An 18,280-nucleotide genomic window follows, 5' to 3' on the forward strand; every position below is an offset into this window, starting at 1 on the left:
GCCCTCCCGTATGCGGCCCCGTATCGCACACGCATATCGTGAGCGAGTATCGTGAGCGACCGTTCATCGCGACGAAATCATCTGCCGATTTTCGATGCGACTTTCAGTAAGACAGACCTTCCGGTTTTTGCTAAACCGTTGGAATCACTTGCGACACGCCGTAAACCACTTCGAATTTGCGCGAGCGCGACTTGCATGTAATATAGCGGACGTTGCCAAACGGGCTGTAGCGCAGCTTGGTAGCGCGCTTCGTTCGGGACGAAGAGGCCGCGGGTTCAAATCCCGCCAGCCCGACAACTGAGGGAACCACTGATGATGAATCGGTGGTTCCCTTTTTTTCATGTCCAAACATGACCAAAGGGAACAATCCATGAAGAAGAGTCTTCTGGCGCTGGCCGCGGGCGCGTTCATCCTCGGCGCGGCGGAATTCGTGATGATGGGCATCCTGCCGCAGGCCGCCGAGGCGACCGGCGTGGACATCCCGACCGCCGGTCATTACATCTCCTCCTATGCGATCGGCGTGTGCGTCGGCACGCTGATCCTCGTGTTCGGCCGCAAGGTGCCACCGAAGAACCTCATCATCCTGTTCATGGTGATCGCACTGGTCGGCAACGCGATGAGCGCGATGAGCGTGAACGCCGTGATGCTGCTCGCCGCCCGATTCATCTCTGGTCTGCCGCACGGCGCGTTCTTCGGCACCGCCACACTGATCGCCAAGACCCTGGCAGACAAGGGCAAGGAGGCACAGGCCGTATCGGTGATGGTCACGGGCCAGACCGTCGCGAACATGCTGGGTGTACCCGCCGGCACGCTGATGGCCGAGTTCATGTCTTGGCGTCTCGCGTTCGGCCTGCTCGCCGCATGGGCGGCGATGACGATCGTGCTGACGCTTGCATGGATTCCGTTCGTGCCGCCGGTCAAGGACACCGGCATTCTCGGCCAGTTCCGATTCCTCAGGCGCCGTGGCCCGTGGGTGATCCTCGCCGCCGTGTTCACCGGCAATGCCGGCGTGTTCTGCTGGTGGAGCTACGTCTCCCCGTGGCTGCAGAAGACCGGCGGCTGGTCCGCGGGTCTCGTGCCACTGATGATGATGCTGGCGGGCTTCGGCATGGTCGTGGGCGGCATCATCGGCGGGCGCATCACCGACAACTGGCGTCACGCCGGCACCGCGGCACTTGGCCAGGCGATCTCCTGCGCGGGTCTGCTCATGGTGCTGCTTGTGCCCGGCAACCGCGTGACCACGGCGATTCTCACGTTCTGGATCGCGTTCGGCCTGTTCTTCATCTCCGCACCGCAGCAGCTGCTCATGACCGAGGCCGGTCAAGGCGGCGGCGAGCTGATCGCGGGCGCAGCCGTGCAGGTCGCGTTCAACTTCGGCAACGCGGTCGGTTCGGTCGTCGGCGGCGCGATGCTCACCTCGTTCGCGATGGACTACCGGTTCACCGGTCTGAGCGGCGTGCCGCTCGCGGCATTGGCGGTCGGGCTGCTCGCCTTCTACTCATGGAAGTGCGAGACCGACACCGATGCGCTCCAGCGCATGCGCGAGGTCCACGTGTGATTGTGCCGGGCGGGCTCCTCTGGCAATCCTGCGACAAGAGGAGCCCGAATATATTGCAGGTGACGTAGTTCACAGATGCCGTTCCATCCTCTCCTGCGACGTCTTCTAGACTTGGGTGATAGACACTTTTCGACGAAGGAGACGACATGGGTGATGACGCGCGGGACGATGCGAAGGACGCGCTGGCCGAGCAGCTGCTGGCCGCGTTCGCGGGCGGGGATCCGGATGACGCCGACGACGATGACGGCGCCGGCGAGGACGCGACGGACGCGGAGCGGTCGCCTGCCACGTTCGACACGCAGGAGTTCCTCAAGGGGCTGGATGCGATCTTCGAGGCGCATGACGCCGCAAGTAAGGCCGGCCCCTATCTTCAGCAGGCGATGGTCGACGCGGAGAACGCGGGCGACGACGCGGGTCTGCTGACCGTGCTCAACGAGACGATGGGCTTCTACCGGTCGCAGGGACGGCATGAGGAGAACCAGTGGATCGTCCAGCGCGCCATCGAACTGGCGTTGCGCATGGGACTCGAGGGTTCCGAGGCATGGGCGACGACGCTCATCAACTGTGCGACGGCGATGCGCGCCGCGAAACACTACGATCAGGCCGAGGACCTATACAAGCAGGCCCTCGCGTGCGCGGAGAAGAACTTCGATCCGAAGGATCGCAGACTCGCCGCGCTGCACAACAATCTGTCGATGCTCTACAGCGAGACCGACCGCATCCATCAGGCCGAACTGGAACTGCGCGAGGCGGTGCGCGTGATCGAATCGTCGAGCGTAAACCCGGACGCGGATGTCGATGTCGCCTCCTCGCACACGAATCTGGCGCTTGTGCTGCTTCAGGAGGGCAAGCTCGAAGGCGCCGACCGGCATGCGTCGAAGGCACTGGAGATCTACGCGACCGGCCATCTGGAGCATTCGGCGCATTACGCGTCGGCGCTGGCCGGACTCGCGCAGGTCAGGTACGCGGAGCAACGGTATGCGGACGCGGTCGAATACTACCGCCGTTCCCTCGCGGTGATCGAGGAATGCTACGGCAGGGACACCGACTACTACCGGATCACCAAGTCGAATCTCGATCAGGCCGAGGCGAAGGCCGGGAAACCGTCCGGAGCGGACACCACGGATACGGGAGTCGCAACGAAGTCGGCGGATGCACCGGAGCCGTCGGACGCCACGGAGAACGGGCGGTCCGACGACGATTCCGAGAATGCGGCAGACTCGGCCTCAGCCGTCACCCAAACCGCCGCCACCGCCTCCCCCTCCATCTGCGGACTCAAGCTCGCCCGCGCGTATTGGGAGGAGATCGGCAAACCGATGATCCGGGCGAAGTACCCCGAATACGCTGGGCGCATCGCCGCCGGGCTCGTCGGACATGGATCGGAATGCTACGGGTTCGACGACGAGTATTCGCGCGACCACGATTTCGGCCCGCGCTTCTGCCTGTGGCTCACCGACGAGGACTACGCGGCGATCGGCGAGCGCCTGCAGGCCGACTATGAGGCGCTGCCGGCCGATTTCCGCGGGTTCACACGCGCCGACGCCGCCGACGCCGCGACACCGCGTGCGCAGGGCGCGTTCCGCCGTGACGGCGTGTTCCGCATCGGCGATTTCTTCGAGTCGATCACCGGGTATGCCGCCGCTCCGGCCGTCGACGCGCCTCACGAGTGGATGCTGCTCGACGAGGCGACGCTGGCCGCCGCGACGAACGGCGAGGTGTTCGCCGACCCGCTGGGCGCGTTCTCGAAGGCGCGTCAGGCGTTCAAGGACATGCCCGACGACGTGCGGTACGCGTTGGTCTCGAAGCGACTGGGCATGATCGCGCAGGCCGGCCAGTACAATCTGGCGCGTTCGTTGAAGCGCGGTGACGGCGATGCGGCGTGGATGTCGATCCACGAGTTCGTCGACGCCTGTTCGTCGCTGGTGTTCCTTATCAACAAGCCGCTGATCGTCGGCTATGCGCCGTACTACAAGTGGCGGTTCGCGGCGCTCAGGAGGCTTTCAGGCAGGATGTTCACGCTGCTGCCGGATGTGTGCGAGCGACTGGAGACGGTGATGCGGCTGTCGTCGGCGGCCTGCTATGGCGGCGCCGGATTCGGCGAGGGCGGCAAGGGTTCGGCGCCGGCTGCCGAGCGGATCGAGTCGATCGTCGAGTCGATCGCGCGCGACGTCGTCAAGGAGCTGCGCCGCGAGGGGCTCACGACCTCGGATGAGACGTTCCTTGAATGGCAGCGCCCGTACGTCGAGGAGCATATCGGCTCCGACGCGCCCTGCCTGCACAGTCTGTGATACGCAATTGCGTGAAACACCCCGTGAAACAATCGTGAAACGCCCCGTGAAACACCTTCGGGGAAGGAGGGACCGATGACGGACATCACATCGGCAAAGACACCGGAATCATCGGCGAACGATCTCACCGACCTGCGCGAGCGCATCGTCCGCCACGAGTGGGATCAGTTCCAGCGCACGAACAACGAGGGAGGCCGTGCCTCCTGTCAGGGCAACTGGCCGGTGTTCCACCAGATGCGTCTTGCGCAGTTCCTCACCTGGGATGCGCCGCTGCTGACCGGCTACGCGCGAGATCTGGACGAGGCGGACCGGGTCGGACGCAATCTCGTCACCGAGAAGTACGGGCGCATGATGGCCTCGACCGCGCCGGTCGAGTTCGCACGCGACATCGAACCGTACATTCCACGTCTGTCCGACGATCGCGTCGCACGGCAGGAGCGGGTGATCGCGACGCAGGTCGGCTGGGCGCGCGACTTCCGCGAACGCTGGCCGAAGCTGGGAGTCGCGATGCGCGTGCTGACGACCGCCGAGGACACGCCTCAGGCCACGTCGTTCGAGACGTATCTGCGCGGCGAACTCGGCACGTATTCGGATGCGACGTTCGCACTGTACGAGGCGATGATCGCCGATCGCGCGGAGACCGGTCGCAATCTCACCGAGGAGACGATTCTCCATACGGTGCGATTGGGCGGGTTCGCGGATCTCGACGAGGCGGAGGCGGCGCAGTAGGACGTCAGAGGGAGAACAGGCCCCAGAAGGCGAGGACGGTCAAGGTCACCAGCATTCCGGCAAGGACGAACGACGCGAGCATCCAATGCCACCGGCCGAGGATCCATGAGGAGCGGGTGCGGCGTGCCGCAGGATACAGTCCGTGCGCAATGTACGCGCGGCGGATCCTCCACGAGTGCCACAGCCAGGTGATCAGCCATGCGGTAAGCACCGCAAGCAGCAGGGATGCGATGCGCAGCCCGTTGAACCCGATCGTCATGATTCCGGGGTTGCGCCATTCGCGCACCGCGGCCACGCCGACGTAGGACAGGTATCCGGCGAGCGCGGCGAGGGTCAGCGTCGCGATCACGCTTCCGACGATCAGCAGCGCCCGCAGTCCGCATGAATAGCCGACCATGCGCGTGAAACTGCGGCTGGTGCCGGGCCATGCGCGCAATGCCCGACCATGCTTATCGACCACGGGGAATCGTCCGTGACCGGTGCCGTCGGCGTTCGAGGCCGCGATTCTGCGCCTGCGCAGCATTTCGGCGACGAGGAAGCATACTCCTCCGATCGCCGCAATGACGAAGCACAGGATCGGCGTGGCCGTGAGAGCGACGAGCACGCCCAGCGAGCCGATGATGCCTGATCTGATCACATCCGGCGCGGCGTACCTCTGATGCGGCCGCACGCCGGCCACCTGCGGGGTGGCCCATCCCTGCGCGTTCGTGCCGACGGCGATCCCATTCACCCAGTCGGACAGGGCCTTCGTATACCCGTCGGCCAGCGGCAGTCCGGGCGAGAACAGTCCGGTTCCGGCGCGCATCTGATGGTTGGCCGCGAAGTAGCGGACGGTCACGTTGCGATTGCCATGCCGTGCCGCATGGTCGACGATGGTTGACGCACCCTGTTCGATCGGCATCGCGGTGTCGTATACGCCGTAGTTGACGAGGATCGGCATGGTGAGCCCGTCGAAGGTGGATTCCGCGTCGAAATCGGCGTATCTCAAGTCGAACGGCGCGAAGTCGAGGGAGATGAGCTTGGCGGCGTCCCTCACCACGGGATTGGGTACGCCGGACTGGCTCATGTAGGCGCTCAACGCCATCGCCATCTGCTCGCGGCCCTTGAATACGGGCGCGGAGGAGAGGATCGAGAAGGCGATGTCGTGGCGTTGCTGCGCCATAAGCATCGAGATCCATGTGCCCTCCGATTCGGCGTAGACGCCGGAGTGCGCCGGGTCGACGCCGGGGATCAGCCTCATGAAGTCGAAGGCCGTCGAATAGTCATGGGCGAAGCGCGAGTAGTCGCGGTGCAGCGGCGTGTAGTCGTCGATGCGTTTGGCCGGCACCAGGGTGACGATGCCGGCGGAGCTCATCGCGTTGGCGATATCGCCGAAGTCCTCGGCGTCGCCTGTGCCGGAACCGTGCACGAACAGGCAGGCGGGGCGATTGCCGGGCGCGTCGACCGGTTCGCGCAGGACGGCGGGCACGCTGGCGCCGTCATCGAGATGGATGGTGATGTCGCGTTCACGCGTCCGGAACGTGCCCTCGTGCGCAATCGCCGCGGATCGCGGGGTGATGGCCGTGTCGGGCGAGGCGACCGGAATGTGGTCGCGATAGGGTTCGACGTTCCATCGCGGCATCATCAGCTGGCCGAGAACGGCGAAAACGGCGAGGAGCACCACGGTGGCCGCGACCACCGAGAGTGTCTTCCTCACCGTTTCCATCATGGTTCCCTACTGTAGGCCTCTTCAGTCCGCCGGTGAGCGTCCTGTGGACATATGTCGGATGAATTCATCGTGGCTGTTGCTGCTTCGACTTCGCCTTGCCGTTCGCCACCGCCTTGACGATGGACCAGATCAGGGCGACGACGAGCAGGATCACGCCGACCGCCGCGCACATGATCGCGATGGCCGTCTGCGGGGTCATGTCGTAGAACCACTTGCCAAGCACCGCCGGATTGAGTCCGGTGAACATGCCGAACGTGCCGATGAGCAGGATGATCAGGCCGAATATGATGGTCGACCTGCTGGCGCCCTTGGGCGGTTCGGGGTTGTTCTGGGTCGGGGCTGCAGTCCGCGGCCCGGAGACCGGAGGTTCGGGTTCGACGGGCGCGGAGGACTCGATGGGTGCGGAAGACTCGACGGGAGTCGAGGCTTCCGCCTGCGGCGCCGGAGTCGCACCGGAGGATTCCGGCACAGGCGTGGGATCGGGAGCCGTCGATACGAACGGCGAGGCGGAGGCCTGCGCGGCCGCGGGAATCGCCTCGGACAGCGGCACGTCGAGCGGGATCGGGCCGACACTCGCGGTGGAGGGAGCCGGTTCGGCAAAATCGTCGATCGTGGAGGGGATCTGGCTGAGCGCCTGCGTGGCCTGTTCGTCCTCGCGGGTCTGCGATGTGACCGCGATCGTCGGCTCCATCACCTCGGTGTCGGCCGACGAGACCGAATCGGCGGCCGTCGCCGCTTCCGGCACCGGTAGTACGGTCGTATCGGCCGGTTCGGTCGGGGCCGCCGCAGGCAGGACGGTGGTCGTGTCGTCCGACTCGTCGGATTCGACGGACGAGGTCGGCAGAACCGAGGTCTGCGCGACCTCCGGCTCGGCCGTATCGGCCGCCGCGGGCAGGACGGTGGTCTTCTCGTCGCCTGCATCGTGCATGGGCAGGACCTTGGTGGTGTCGTCACTCATTGGTGTCCTCCTTGTCGTCGGCGGTGGGTCCGGACCTGCCGGTCTCCACGTCGTAGTGATGTTTCGTGGTGGCGTCAACCGAGGCCCAGTCGTCGTTCTTCACGTGGGATTTGACGAAGTCCGTGTAGGACGGCATGCCGCTGTCCGAGGCGTATACCACCGAGACCTTGCCGGAATTGCCCTGCAGGAAGTTGATCTGGAACGAGACGTCGTCATCGGATTTGCCGTTGTTGAACCAGTCGTCCGGACGATAGCTCCACTCGTATCCGGAATACCCAGGCATTACGAACATTACGTTGTTGTCCCGGACCAGCGTCCCCCATCCGCCGATCGCCGAGGCCTCCTCAAGGAGCATGCCGTCCCGTCCGAAGCTGTAGGGGCAGCCGTCAGGGAGCGTGACCTGCACGTTGGCGTTGGTCACGATGAGGTTGATCTGTCCGGCGGGACACCAGTTGATGAAGCGGTTCTTGTCCCCGTCGGCGTGGTACCAGCGGTTGAACCGGCTCAGGTCGATGTTGGCGGTGGCGTCGAAGTAGTTGGTGCCGTCGAACCAGACGCCGTTCTTGAGCTGCGAGTAGGTCTTGGGGCTGGCGTCGGACACCCAGTAGTTGACCTTGCCGTCTTTGTATTTCTCCTGCAGCGCGATCATGCCGTTCGCGTTGGACGAGTCGTGGTTGCCGCCCATCTGCACCTGTGTGTAGCCGCTGCGGCGCGCATCGGCAGACACCCCGTTGACCGTGCCCCCGTAGGCGATGGTGGCGATGACCATCGCCACCGCTGCGCCCGCCGCGATGATCGACAGCGGGATCATGCCGCCGGAACGTCTTCCGGCGATGCCGAGGATGAGGATCACGAGCCCCATGAGAATGCACACGCCGGAGATCCACATGGTCGACTGGGCCAGCACCGTTTCGATGGCGCCGGCGGTGTGCATGCCGCCGGCGTACACGTGCAGGATCAGCCAGGCGGCGGAGACGAGCGTCAGTCCCAATACCATCAGCACGGCGAGCGGACCGGCCGGCTGGCGACGAGGACGACGCTTGACCGCGGCCGCCGTCTGCGGACGCGAGGGTGCGGTGGAGGCGGCGGCTGGCTGTGCGATGTACGGGAAGCCGGGAGCCGCCGGCGCATACGGATACGCAGTGTTCGGCGGTGTCGGAGAGCCGACGGGGAACCCGGATGCCGGCATCGCGCCGGCCGCCGGCCGCGCCGGTTGCTGCATCGGGTTCGGGATCGGGCGCCCATCGGGGTTCACGGGCGCACCGGTCGGCGCCGTCGGATTGGGCGCCCCCTGCCACAGCGGCGGGTTGACGGGATTGGGATTCATGCCCGGCTGGGGCTGGACATATGGGTTCGCGCCGGGGAATCCCGGTCCCTGCATGCCGGGCTGCGGACCGCGCTGCGGACCATTATCGCCATTCGGGCCGCCGCGACCATTGCGCGCGCCGAAGCCGTAGCCGTGCTGCTGGCGTACGCTGCTCTGGCAGATCGCCCACAGCGTGATGACGGCCAGAGCGATCGCCACCCATCCGGCGCCTGGGATGACCAGCGCGATCGCGAACATGACGATCACGCCCATGCAGGTCCAATCCCACTGTCCGGCGATGACGTCCTCGGCGAGGATGCGTCCGTTGCGGGCGTCGGGAAGCAGCGCCCAGGCGATGGCGTAGAGGGCCGCGCCGAACCCGAACAGCAGGGTCGAGGCGAGGAGCAGCGCGCGGGTCAGCGCGGGGCTCCAACCAAGGCGGACGGCCAGACCACTGCATACGCCGCCGATCCAGCGGTCATCACCGCGCATCACGCCGGTGGAGCGTATCCAGGAGAAGAAGCGTTCCTTGAGATTCTTGTTGTCGTTCATGCTTCCATTACAGCAGTCAGGCTCTTGCACAGGCGTCCGGGAACACCCTGATTCTTCCCTGAACGCGGGCTCAAAACCCTTGGAAACCGCCCCGAATCGGGCACAATGGGAGCATGACCTCCACCCCGAACCCCTCGTCACAGGCCCAGCCGACGCCGCACGGCCGCGCGAACGACGCATACGCCGAATACGGCAGGTACGGCGTGCATGCCGCGTACGCACGTTCGCAGCCGCAGCTGCCCCCGATGCTGCCCGCACGACTGCCGTTGATGCGGCCGAAGCACGGCCGCATACTGACCGGCGTCTGCCGGGGCATCAGTCTGCATCTGGGTGTCTCCGTGGCGTGGGTCCGGCTGGCGTTCGTCCTCATGACGTTCCTGTTCGGGGCCGGCATCGTGGCCTATCTGTTCCTGTGGATGTTCGTGCCGGTGGGCGATCCGGCCGCCGCCGCGGCCGCGCGATCGCAGTCGGCCAAAGCGTCCGACGCACCCCTCGCACGCGGCAATCGCGATATGGCCACCGGCAAGACGAGAGCCGAATCGCGTGAGGAAACGGCGCTGGGCACGGCCGAAACGGTGACGGAGGCGCTTAAACGCGCGCCGAAACCGGCGCTGCTCGCGCTGTCCGGTCTGACGCTCATCGCGTTGAGTCTCGTACTCGGCGTGACGAACCACGGCGAACTCATTCCCGCGGCGCTGCTCGCCGCGGCGGGACTGCTGGTGGCGTGGTCGCGATTCGACGCGAGGACCGGACAGCTGCCGACCATGGTCGGCGGCATCATCCTCATCTTCCTCGCCTACGTGAGCTACGTGACGAACGTCATGTACTCGGGGCTTCTCTCCTATCCGAAGCGGATCATCCTCGCCGGATTCCTGCTGCTTGTCGGCGTGCTGCTCGCGATCCTGCCGTGGGCGAATTCGATGCTGCGATCGCTGACGGCCGAACGTGCGTCGAAGGAACGCGAGGAGGAGCGTGCCGACATGACCGCGCATCTGCACGACGGCGTACTGCAGACGCTGGCGCTGATCCAGCTGCACAGCAGCGAGTCGGATACCGTGTTCACGCTGGCGCGCGGACAGGAGCGCGAGCTGCGGCAATGGCTGTACCAGACGCGTGTCACGTCCGACCGGTCGGTCGGCGCTGGATTGAAGGAGATCGCGGCGCATGTCGAGGACGAGCACGGCAGGCCGATCGAAGTGGTGACGGTCGGCGACGCGCGTCCGAGCGCCGCGACCGACGCACTGCTCGACGCGACCCAGCAGGCGCTGGTCAACGCGGTCACGCACGGCGGCGAACCGATATCGGTGTACTGCGAGGCGGGACCCGCGCTGGTGGAGGTGTTCGTGCGCGATCACGGTGCCGGTTTCGACGTGGACGCGATCCCTCCCGATCGTCTGGGCATCCGCGAATCGATCATCGGTCGAGTCAGACGACGCGGCGGTAAAGTGGAGATCGTATCGAGGCCAGGATGGGGCACCGAGGTGCGCATGCACATGCCGATCAGGGCGGACGGCAGGTCGCAGGCAGACGCAATGCAAGGCAAGGAGCGAAGTGATGAACGCACAGAATCCGACGACTGACACGACAAGTGAAGCCGGAACCGACAAACCCGGAATCGACAAACCGATCCGCGTGGCGGTGGTCGACGACCATGAGATGTTCCGCGCGGGCGTGATCGCGACGCTCTCGTCGACGTTCGACATCGTCGGGCAGGGAGCCGATGTGGACGGTTCGATCGCGATGATCGCCGCGACGAAGCCGGACGTGGTGCTCCTCGACGTGCACGTGCCCGGAGGCATGGGCGCAGGCGGCACGGAGATCCTGCTCAAGTCGCATCCGCTCTCCCCCGCCTCCGCGTTCCTCGCACTGTCCGTGTCGGACTCGCCGCAGGACGTGGGCTCGGTGATCCGCGCCGGAGCCCGCGGCTACGTGACCAAGACGATCACGGGGGCGGACCTGATCTCCTCGATCAAGCAGGTGCATGAGGGTTATGCAGTGTTCTCGCCGAAACTGGCCGGATTCGTACTGTCCGTGTTCCAGGGCGGAGCGGGATCCAGTTCGGCCGGGGCCGCCGGAGCCGTGGATGGTGTTGGAAGCGCCGCGGGATTCGGCAACGGCGGTATGGCAGGCGGCACGGCCGGTGCCGGTTTCGGAGCCGATTCGCCTATCCACGACGATGAGCTCGACCGGCTTTCGGCTCGCGAACAGGAGGTCATGCGGCTGATCGCACGCGGCTACACCTACAAGGAGGTCGCCGCCGAACTGTTCATCTCCATCAAGACCGTCGAGACACACATGAGTTCCGTGCTGCGCAAGCTGCAGTTGTCCAATCGCACCGAACTGACCCGCTGGGCCGCCGACCGCCGCATCGTGTGATCGTAGGCTACGCCTGCTTGTCGAAGTAGTCGGCCAGACCGGGCACGGCCTGCTCGATGACCCCGTTCGCGAGCAGCTGATAGCAACGCTTCGAGGGGTGGAAATTATCATCCGCCCAGAATTCGGTGTCGGTCAGGCCGGTGTCGTAATGCGTCATGTCGACGAATCGGACCTGCCTGGCCGCGCAGATCTCACGGCTGACCGCGGTCTGCGCATCCGTCATGTCGAGAATCGCCTTGCGAAGCGTACGGCCGAGCGCCGGGGAACGGTACACCTGGCCGGAGCTGATCACCGCGACGTGCGGGCACAACGCCTTGGCCTCGTCGATGGCGGCGGTCAGATCGGCACGCCACTCCTTCATGCTGCGTCGCGCCATCAGATCGTTCGATCCGGCGCACAGCACGAGCAGATCCGGGCTCTCCGTGACTTCAGGCAGCAGGCGGAAGCGTACGCGGCGCATCGTCGCGCCGAGTTTGCCATGGGTCGCCCAGCGCACCGGACGCCCCACCTTGGCGGCGAGCGCGTGGGCCATGCTGGGAGTCAGTCCCTCGCTTTGGCTGGCGACGCCGCATCCGACGGTGAGCGAGTCACCGACCGTGACCAGCGTGATCGGACGGATCGCCGGCGAATTGGACCGATCCACCGAATCCCGTGACGATGCGAACACATCGGTGACGGAGTCGCTTGCGGAGCCGGGTTGCGACTGCACCGCATCCGACTGCACCGAGTGCGAGACGATGACGAGCCCCTCGCGTTCCCCCGCCGGCTCCGGAGCCAATTTCACGGTGTGCTTCGCCACCAACGCCTCGGCCAACGCGATCGGCCTCTCCCACAACGGCAACGACATATTCTCTTCCCTTAATGTCCCCTACTGATTCGGCACACCGCTACATCCGCAGCTTCAGGTGCCTGCGACGCATTATATGTACGGGAATCACTCAATGGAAACGGCCAATTCCATCTCGTCTGCGTGGTTTTGGTGGTTTTTGGAGCGGTTTCGGCACCCATGGCGCGGTGAAATCCCCATGGAGCGGCGTTTGCCCCATGGCGCGGTGTCGCAGAACGGCTCTATTCCGCCAATCCGCAAAATCGCGTCACTACTCCATGGGGATTTCACCGCGCGATGGGACGTCAGACCACGTAATGGAGGTCACGAACAGGCGTAACACAACAAAAGGGGTTCCGGGCATGAACCCGGAACCCCGATGGCGGGCAGAGCGAGATTCGAACTCGCGGAGGGTTACCCCTCAACGGTTTTCAAGACCGTCTCTTTAGACCGCTCAGACATCTACCCGTGACGCGCGCGGACCATTTCGGCATCGTGCACGACGTTCAATTATACAGACGGGATGGCCTCTTGTCGTCCGATACTGAAGAATCGGACGAAAAAGTCCATCCGGAATCTCCATTTGTGTCCGATCCTACAGGATCAAACGAAACAGGCCCCGTATGTCGCACCCTTTCGTCCGAACCTATAGGATCAGGCGAAAACAGCCCCGCAGAACCTGCTCTTTCGTCCGATCCCGTAGGATCGAACGGCGTCGCGCGCGTCGCGAAACACAGCAGGCGTGACGGACGGCGCAGGGCGCGTCACGCCTCCCACTTAGTGGGCTCGATGACTTCCTTGCCACCCATGTACGGACGCATGGCCTTCGGAATCTCGATGGAGCCGTCCTTCTGCTGGTGGTTCTCGAGGATCGCGACGAGCCAGCGGGTGGTGGCGAGGGTGCCGTTGAGCGTGGAGACCGAACGGGTGGAGCCGTCCTCGGTGCGCTCGCGGATGTTGAGACGACGAGCCTGGTACTCGGTGCAGTTCGAGGTGGAGGTGAGCTCGCGGTAGCGGCCCTGGGTCGGCACCCACGCCTCGCAGTCGAACTTGCGGGCGGCGGAGGAGCCGAGATCGCCGGCGGCGGTGTCGATGATGCGGTACGGCACCTCGACCTTGGCGAGCATCTCCTGCTCCATCTCGAGCAGGTGCTGGTGCTCGGCGTAGGAGTCCTCCTGCTTGGCGTAGACGAACATCTCCACCTTGTCGAACTGGTGGACGCGGATGATGCCGGAAGTGTCCTTGCCGGCGGCACCGGCCTCGCGGCGGTAGCAGGAGCTCCAGCCGCAGTAGCGCAGCGGACCGTTGGACAGATCGAGGATCTCGTTCTCGTGCATGCCGGCGAGCGCCACTTCGGACGTGCCGACGAGGTACTGGTCGTCGGGCTCGCGCAGACGGTAGATCTCGTCGGCGTGGGAGTTGAGGAAGCCGGTGCCGGCCATGACCTCGGGGCGCACGAGCGTCGGGGTGATGGCGAGCACGAAGCCGTGGTTCTCGGCCTGATCGACGGCCATGGTGAGCATGGCGATCTGCATGCGGGCGACCGCGCCGCGCAGGAAGTAGAAGCGGGATCCGCCGACCTTGACGCCGCGGCGCATGTCGATGCCGGCCACGTTGGTGCCGAGGGTCAGGTGGTCCTTCGGTTCGAAGCCTTCGGCCTCGAAGTCGCGGATCTGACCGACCTTCTTGACGACGACGTAGTCGTCCTCGCCGCCTTCCGGAGCCTCCGGCTCGACGATGTTGGACAGCTTCCACATCGCGGTGGTGTATTCCTCGGACGCTGCGTCGGCGGCGGCCTTGTATTCGGCGACCTTGGCGGCGAGCTCCTTGGTCTGGGCGATCAGTGCGGCCTTCTCGTCCGCCGGGGCGGCGGCGACCTTCTTGCCGATCTCCTTCTGCTGGGCGCGGGCGGCCTCGAACTCCTTGAGGGAGGAGCGGCGCGTCTCGTCGGAGCGCAGCACCTCGTCGACGAGTTCGACGGATTCGCCGCGCTTGCGCTGGGATTCCTTGACGATATCGGCGTGTTCGCGAATGAATTGAATATCAAGCATGCGCCAAGCCTACCGCCGTAAGCCGACACGCAGGACGAGCGTATCGCCGTTCCGTCAAGCCGTTTTCTGCAACGGGATGGCCGTACGCCTCACACCGTCGAGGATGTCGCAGATTACGTCGATGTCCCGCCCGTCGGGGAACACCCCTTCGGGGCCGTTCGCGTCCATGTCGATGAACGGCGACTCGTACAGCCGGCTGTCGTCCATCGCGCCGTTTGCGGTGAGCTCGCGCACGATGAGGTTCACGAAACGGATCTGCCTGGCGTTGTAGCGTTTGCCGTCAAGGAACCGCGCGAACGCCGTTTCGACGGCGTTCCGGTCCAGCCCGACGAGCGATCGGATGAACAGGCCGAAGCCGCCGCTGAGTTCGGCGGCCGCCTCGATGTCCTGTTCGCTGCCCACGCCGTTGTCGAGCAGCATGCGCTCGAGCCGCCGGAGGTCCAGTTCGGTGAGTTGGCTTCCCATGCGCACGCGCGCGAGGGTGATGTCGTTCTCGAGTCCCTTGAGGAACGCTCCCGCCTTTTCCCGGAAGCGTTCCATATCGACCGCGGCGACGTCGCCTCCGCCGGTCACGCCTGATTCCGCTTCGATGGTGAGTTCATCCTCGAAGTCGGTGAAGACGATGTTGTGTCGCGTGTTGTTCACATAGCGTACGAGCGTGCGGATGCGTTTGCGCGCGGTCTCCAGCATCGGCACGGTGACGTCCGTCCACCAGTCCTCGCCCGCCACCGCTTCGAGCAGCTCGGCACATTCCGCTATGGCCGGAATGTTGCGCTTTTGCGGGTCGAGCAGCTGCTCGGCGACACCGCGAATGTCCTGACACGCCTTGTCCGGGGAGATGCCCGATTCCTCGACACCATATCCCGATGCGCCGCCGTCGGCGCCGTCGACACCGCCCGCGGCTCCCGCCGCTTCGGCCTTGGCGCGCAGCAGCGCCAGCTCGTAGGTGTACACGCGCAGATCGAACCAGCGCGCGCTCGTGCGGTTCGACATCGTACCGGTGTTCTCGCCGTCGTCGAACGTGGTCGGCAGTCCGGCGAGCCCCGCCGCACGCACCGTCTTGTCGTTCGTGACCGACGTCCACCAGTCCTTGTTCGAGAGGGTTTCGATGTCGAGCCGATGCGGCCTGACCAGCACGTTGCCGTCCGGGTCCATGCCACCGACGGTGCCATTGAGGATGCGCACCAGCCCACTGCGGTAGTGGGTCAGATCGTCGTCGGAGCCGCCGAACGCGGCCGATGCCAGACGCTCCGAGTTCCCCGCGTTCTCCGCCGAAGCCCGATCAAGCGTCTCCAGCAACCCCAGCCGCAGCAGGAACAGGCGTTCCTTCGCGGATCGCCCCGTGTAGCCGTTGCTCTCCTCGAAATGCTCGTTGAAGAAGACGACGTTGCGGCAGCAGTCGATGATGAGGAACTCCGTCTTGTCTTTGCCCGGCCCGAAGAGGTCCGCGCACAGGCGTGTGCCACGTCCGAGCATCTGCCAGTATTTCGTGCGGCTCATCACCGGTTTGAAGAAGACGAGGTTGACGACCTCCGGCACGTCGACGCCCGTGTCGAGCATGTCGACGCTGATGGCGATATGCGGCTCCCCGTCCGGGTCCTCGAACGACTCGATCAGCGACTGGGCGTCGCGCGTGGCGTGCGTGATAATGCGCGCGAACGTGCCGCCGTATTGCGGCCAGCCTGCGTCGAATCGTGCCTTGATGGCTTCGGCGTGCGCCTGGTTGCGCGCGAAGATGATGGTCTTGCCGAGCGTGTCGCCGCCTTCAACGTGTATGCCGTGCGTCATGAGCGTGCCGAGGATCTTGTCGATGGTGTCCTCGTTGAACAGTACGCGGTTGACGTCGTTCGCATCGACCTTGTCCGGCACTTCGCCGGTTTCGTCCCAGTCCTTGGAGTCCCACTCCTCCTGTTCCTCGGGCGACAGCTCGTCATAGGTGATGCCGCGATCCATGAACTTCGTGTTGACGGGCAGCACCCGTGCCGGCACCAGATAGCCTTCCTTCACCGCCTGCTCGAAATCGTAGGCGAACGTGGGCACGCCTCCGGTGTGTTCGTCGTACTCCAGTCCGAACAGCCGGTACGTGTTGCGGTCCACCTCGTTCTTCGGCGTTGCGGTGAGCCCTACCAGCAGCGAATCGAAGTACCGGAACAGGAACCCGTATTTCGCGTATACGGAACGATGCGCCTCGTCGATGATGACCAGATCGAAGAAGCCGGGGCCGAAGCGCAGCGACTTGCCGCGTGCACCGCCGTCCTCCCCCAGTTCACGGGCGTTGACGAGGTTCATCATCGTCTGGTACGTGCTCAGGTACACGCGTCCCGAAGCCGCTTTGTCATCCTCGAGCAGATTGACGACCGGCACGGTCTTGCCCAGACCGTGGTCCTTGTTCTTGAACGCGTTCGCCGCCTGCTTGACGAGCGCGGTGCGGTCCGCGAGGAACAGCACGCGATGGACCCATCCGGCTTTCATCAGCTGTTCGACGAGTGACACGACGACTCGGGTCTTGCCCGTGCCCGTGGCCATGACGAGCAGCGCCGCACGTTGTCGGGCGTCGAACGCCTCATCGACCGCCTTGATAGCCGCCTGCTGGTAGGGCCGTCCGGCGATGCGCAGGGAGATCGGCTCGGCGGACAGCACGCGCGCATCCTTCCGACGGGCGATGAGCCGTTCCAGTTCGTCCTTCTTATAGAATCCTTCCACGTCACGCGGCGGATACCCAACCGACTTCTTGTCACCGCTGCCCCGGTCATCCCAGATGCGCGTCTTGTATCCGTTGGTCATGAAGATGACGGGACGCCTGTGGTACAGCCCCTCCAAGGCGTCGGCATACGCTTGCGCCTGCTGCTCCCCCTCCGACGGGCTGATGGAGGTGCGTTTCGCCTCCACAACGGCGAGTGGCAGACCGTCGTCGCCCCACAGCACGTAGTCGACATATCCGACGCCACTGGGGTTCTTCGCGGTCTTCGGCATGTTCTCGACCTTGAATTCGCGACTGCGCGCATCCCGCAGGTCCCATCCCTGTTCGGCGAGCATCAGGTCGATGAGGGCCGTTCGCGTCTCGTCCTCTTTATAGGTGTAATCGTGCCTGTCTGGCTTGACCGTCTGCTGCATGGCTTTGATCTGCTCGCGCATTCGCTCGAGCTCCGCCTGCTGCGCGAGGATGGTCGCATCCTGCGATTTGATTCGATTGTCCCGCTCGGCGATCTCCTGAGCGTGCTTCTCACGTTCGTTCTTTATGCTCGCGATCAGCTTGTCGCGCTGCTGAGGATTGAGCGCCATCGCCCGTTTGGCGAGGTTCGGATCGAACTGCCGATCCAGTGGCACCTTGTCCGGCGACGGTGTGAACCGGTATCCGGTCCACAGCATGATCTGGAACAGCTCACGCGCGACGACATTGGCCTGTTCCACGGAGATGTTCGGATCCTCGTCGTGCAGGGCGATATTGCCGATCTTCCTGACGATGTTGAGCTTTCTAATGATGGCCGAATCGACATGCCGCCTGAATTCGGGATTGTTGGTGCGCCCGTCCAGGTTGTCGTGATCCGGCTTGTCCAGACCAAGCACGTCGTAATGCAGGTACTCAACCAGCACGTCGATGGCGCGCCTCGCAAAGGCGCAGGCCGCTATCGGGTCGGAGAAGATGTACGATTCGGCCTTCATGCAGTCGTCCGCACAGTTCGGGAACACCGCACGCACGAAATCGAAGTTGCCCATCACCTGCCATCCTTCCCCTCACGCCGACGCCGTCATTGCGCCACCATTGCCGTCCAGTGTACGTTCCACGCGCGAGAATCACCGATGGATTCCCATCAGAAAAACATGAATATCGGCATGAGGCGAAGGGCGATTCCATATGTGCCACGAATTGACCGGCGCGAGGTGCGCGAATAAAATATCTACTATCTATATGTAGATAGTAGACAGG

At 64.7% G+C, this 18,280-nt stretch carries 11 protein-coding genes and 2 tRNA genes; 6 read left to right on the plus strand and 7 right to left on the minus strand.

All coding sequences use genetic code 11. The annotated features are described in order from the left end of the window. Positions 1–220 precede the first annotated feature (220 nt). The 4 genes from EMB92_RS04625 (at position 221) to EMB92_RS04640 (ending at position 4,575) form a co-directional block, all read left to right on the plus strand. Positions 221–294 (plus strand) — tRNA-Pro (locus EMB92_RS04625). Between the two features lie 76 nt (positions 295–370). Next, positions 371–1,558, plus strand: a complete 1,188-nt coding sequence (locus EMB92_RS04630) for an MFS transporter (RefSeq protein WP_150393959.1) — start codon at positions 371–373, stop codon at positions 1,556–1,558. Between the two features lie 146 nt (positions 1,559–1,704). After that, entirely contained in the window at positions 1,705–3,846 is a 2,142-nt protein-coding gene (locus tag EMB92_RS04635; RefSeq protein WP_150393960.1) for a DUF4037 domain-containing protein, read from the plus strand. Positions 3,847–3,921: 75 nt separating this feature from the next. After that, positions 3,922–4,575, plus strand: coding sequence for a DUF4125 family protein (locus EMB92_RS04640; RefSeq protein WP_150393961.1), 654 nt, complete (start codon positions 3,922–3,924; stop codon positions 4,573–4,575). A gap of 4 nt (positions 4,576–4,579) precedes the next feature. Here the strand turns inward: EMB92_RS04640 and EMB92_RS04645 are convergent, their stop codons facing one another. The 3 genes from EMB92_RS04645 to EMB92_RS04655 form a co-directional block, all read right to left on the minus strand. Next, positions 4,580–6,283, minus strand: a complete 1,704-nt coding sequence (locus EMB92_RS04645) for an alpha/beta hydrolase family protein (protein WP_223847583.1) — start codon at positions 6,281–6,283, stop codon at positions 4,580–4,582. A 64-nt stretch (positions 6,284–6,347) separates the two neighbouring features. Then, a complete protein-coding gene (locus EMB92_RS04650) occupies positions 6,348–7,241 on the minus strand; it encodes a hypothetical protein (RefSeq protein WP_150393962.1) in 894 nt (297 codons plus the stop codon). Then, on the minus strand, positions 7,234–9,099 hold the full coding sequence (locus EMB92_RS04655) for a PspC domain-containing protein (RefSeq protein ID WP_190973558.1): 1,866 nt from the start codon (positions 9,097–9,099) through the stop codon (positions 7,234–7,236). The genes EMB92_RS04650 and EMB92_RS04655 overlap by 8 nt, the downstream gene beginning before the upstream one ends. Before the next feature lie 245 nt (positions 9,100–9,344). Here EMB92_RS04655 and EMB92_RS04660 point away from each other — a divergent pair, with 245 nt between their 5' ends. Together EMB92_RS04660 and EMB92_RS04665 are read left to right on the plus strand one after the other, a co-directional pair. Continuing rightward, a complete protein-coding gene (locus tag EMB92_RS04660; RefSeq protein WP_223847615.1) occupies positions 9,345–10,679 on the plus strand; it encodes an ATP-binding protein in 1,335 nt (444 codons plus the stop codon). A 76-nt stretch (positions 10,680–10,755) separates the two neighbouring features. Further along, positions 10,756–11,475: a LuxR C-terminal-related transcriptional regulator gene (locus EMB92_RS04665; protein WP_395951897.1), complete on the plus strand. Its 720-nt coding sequence runs from the start codon at positions 10,756–10,758 to the stop codon at positions 11,473–11,475. A gap of 7 nt (positions 11,476–11,482) precedes the next feature. On the opposite strand, the gene EMB92_RS04670 is transcribed toward EMB92_RS04665, so the two are convergent. The 4 genes from EMB92_RS04670 to EMB92_RS04685 form a co-directional block, all read right to left on the minus strand. After that, positions 11,483–12,322: a GDSL-type esterase/lipase family protein gene (locus tag EMB92_RS04670; protein ID WP_150393965.1), complete on the minus strand. Its 840-nt coding sequence runs from the start codon at positions 12,320–12,322 to the stop codon at positions 11,483–11,485. A gap of 359 nt (positions 12,323–12,681) precedes the next feature. Further along, positions 12,682–12,769, minus strand: a tRNA-Ser gene (locus EMB92_RS04675). A 296-nt stretch (positions 12,770–13,065) separates the two neighbouring features. After that, a complete protein-coding gene (gene serS, locus EMB92_RS04680) occupies positions 13,066–14,352 on the minus strand; it encodes a serine--tRNA ligase (protein ID WP_043167619.1) in 1,287 nt (428 codons plus the stop codon). A gap of 54 nt (positions 14,353–14,406) precedes the next feature. Continuing rightward, positions 14,407–18,069 carry a DEAD/DEAH box helicase family protein gene (locus EMB92_RS04685; protein WP_150393966.1) on the minus strand — a complete coding sequence of 1,221 codons (3,663 nt, stop codon included), beginning with the start codon at positions 18,067–18,069 and terminating at the stop codon, positions 14,407–14,409. Between the last annotated feature and the right edge of the window lie 211 nt (positions 18,070–18,280).

It is taken from the genome of Bifidobacterium callitrichos (assembly GCF_008698085.1).
GTDB classification, from domain to species: domain Bacteria; phylum Actinomycetota; class Actinomycetes; order Actinomycetales; family Bifidobacteriaceae; genus Bifidobacterium; species Bifidobacterium callitrichos.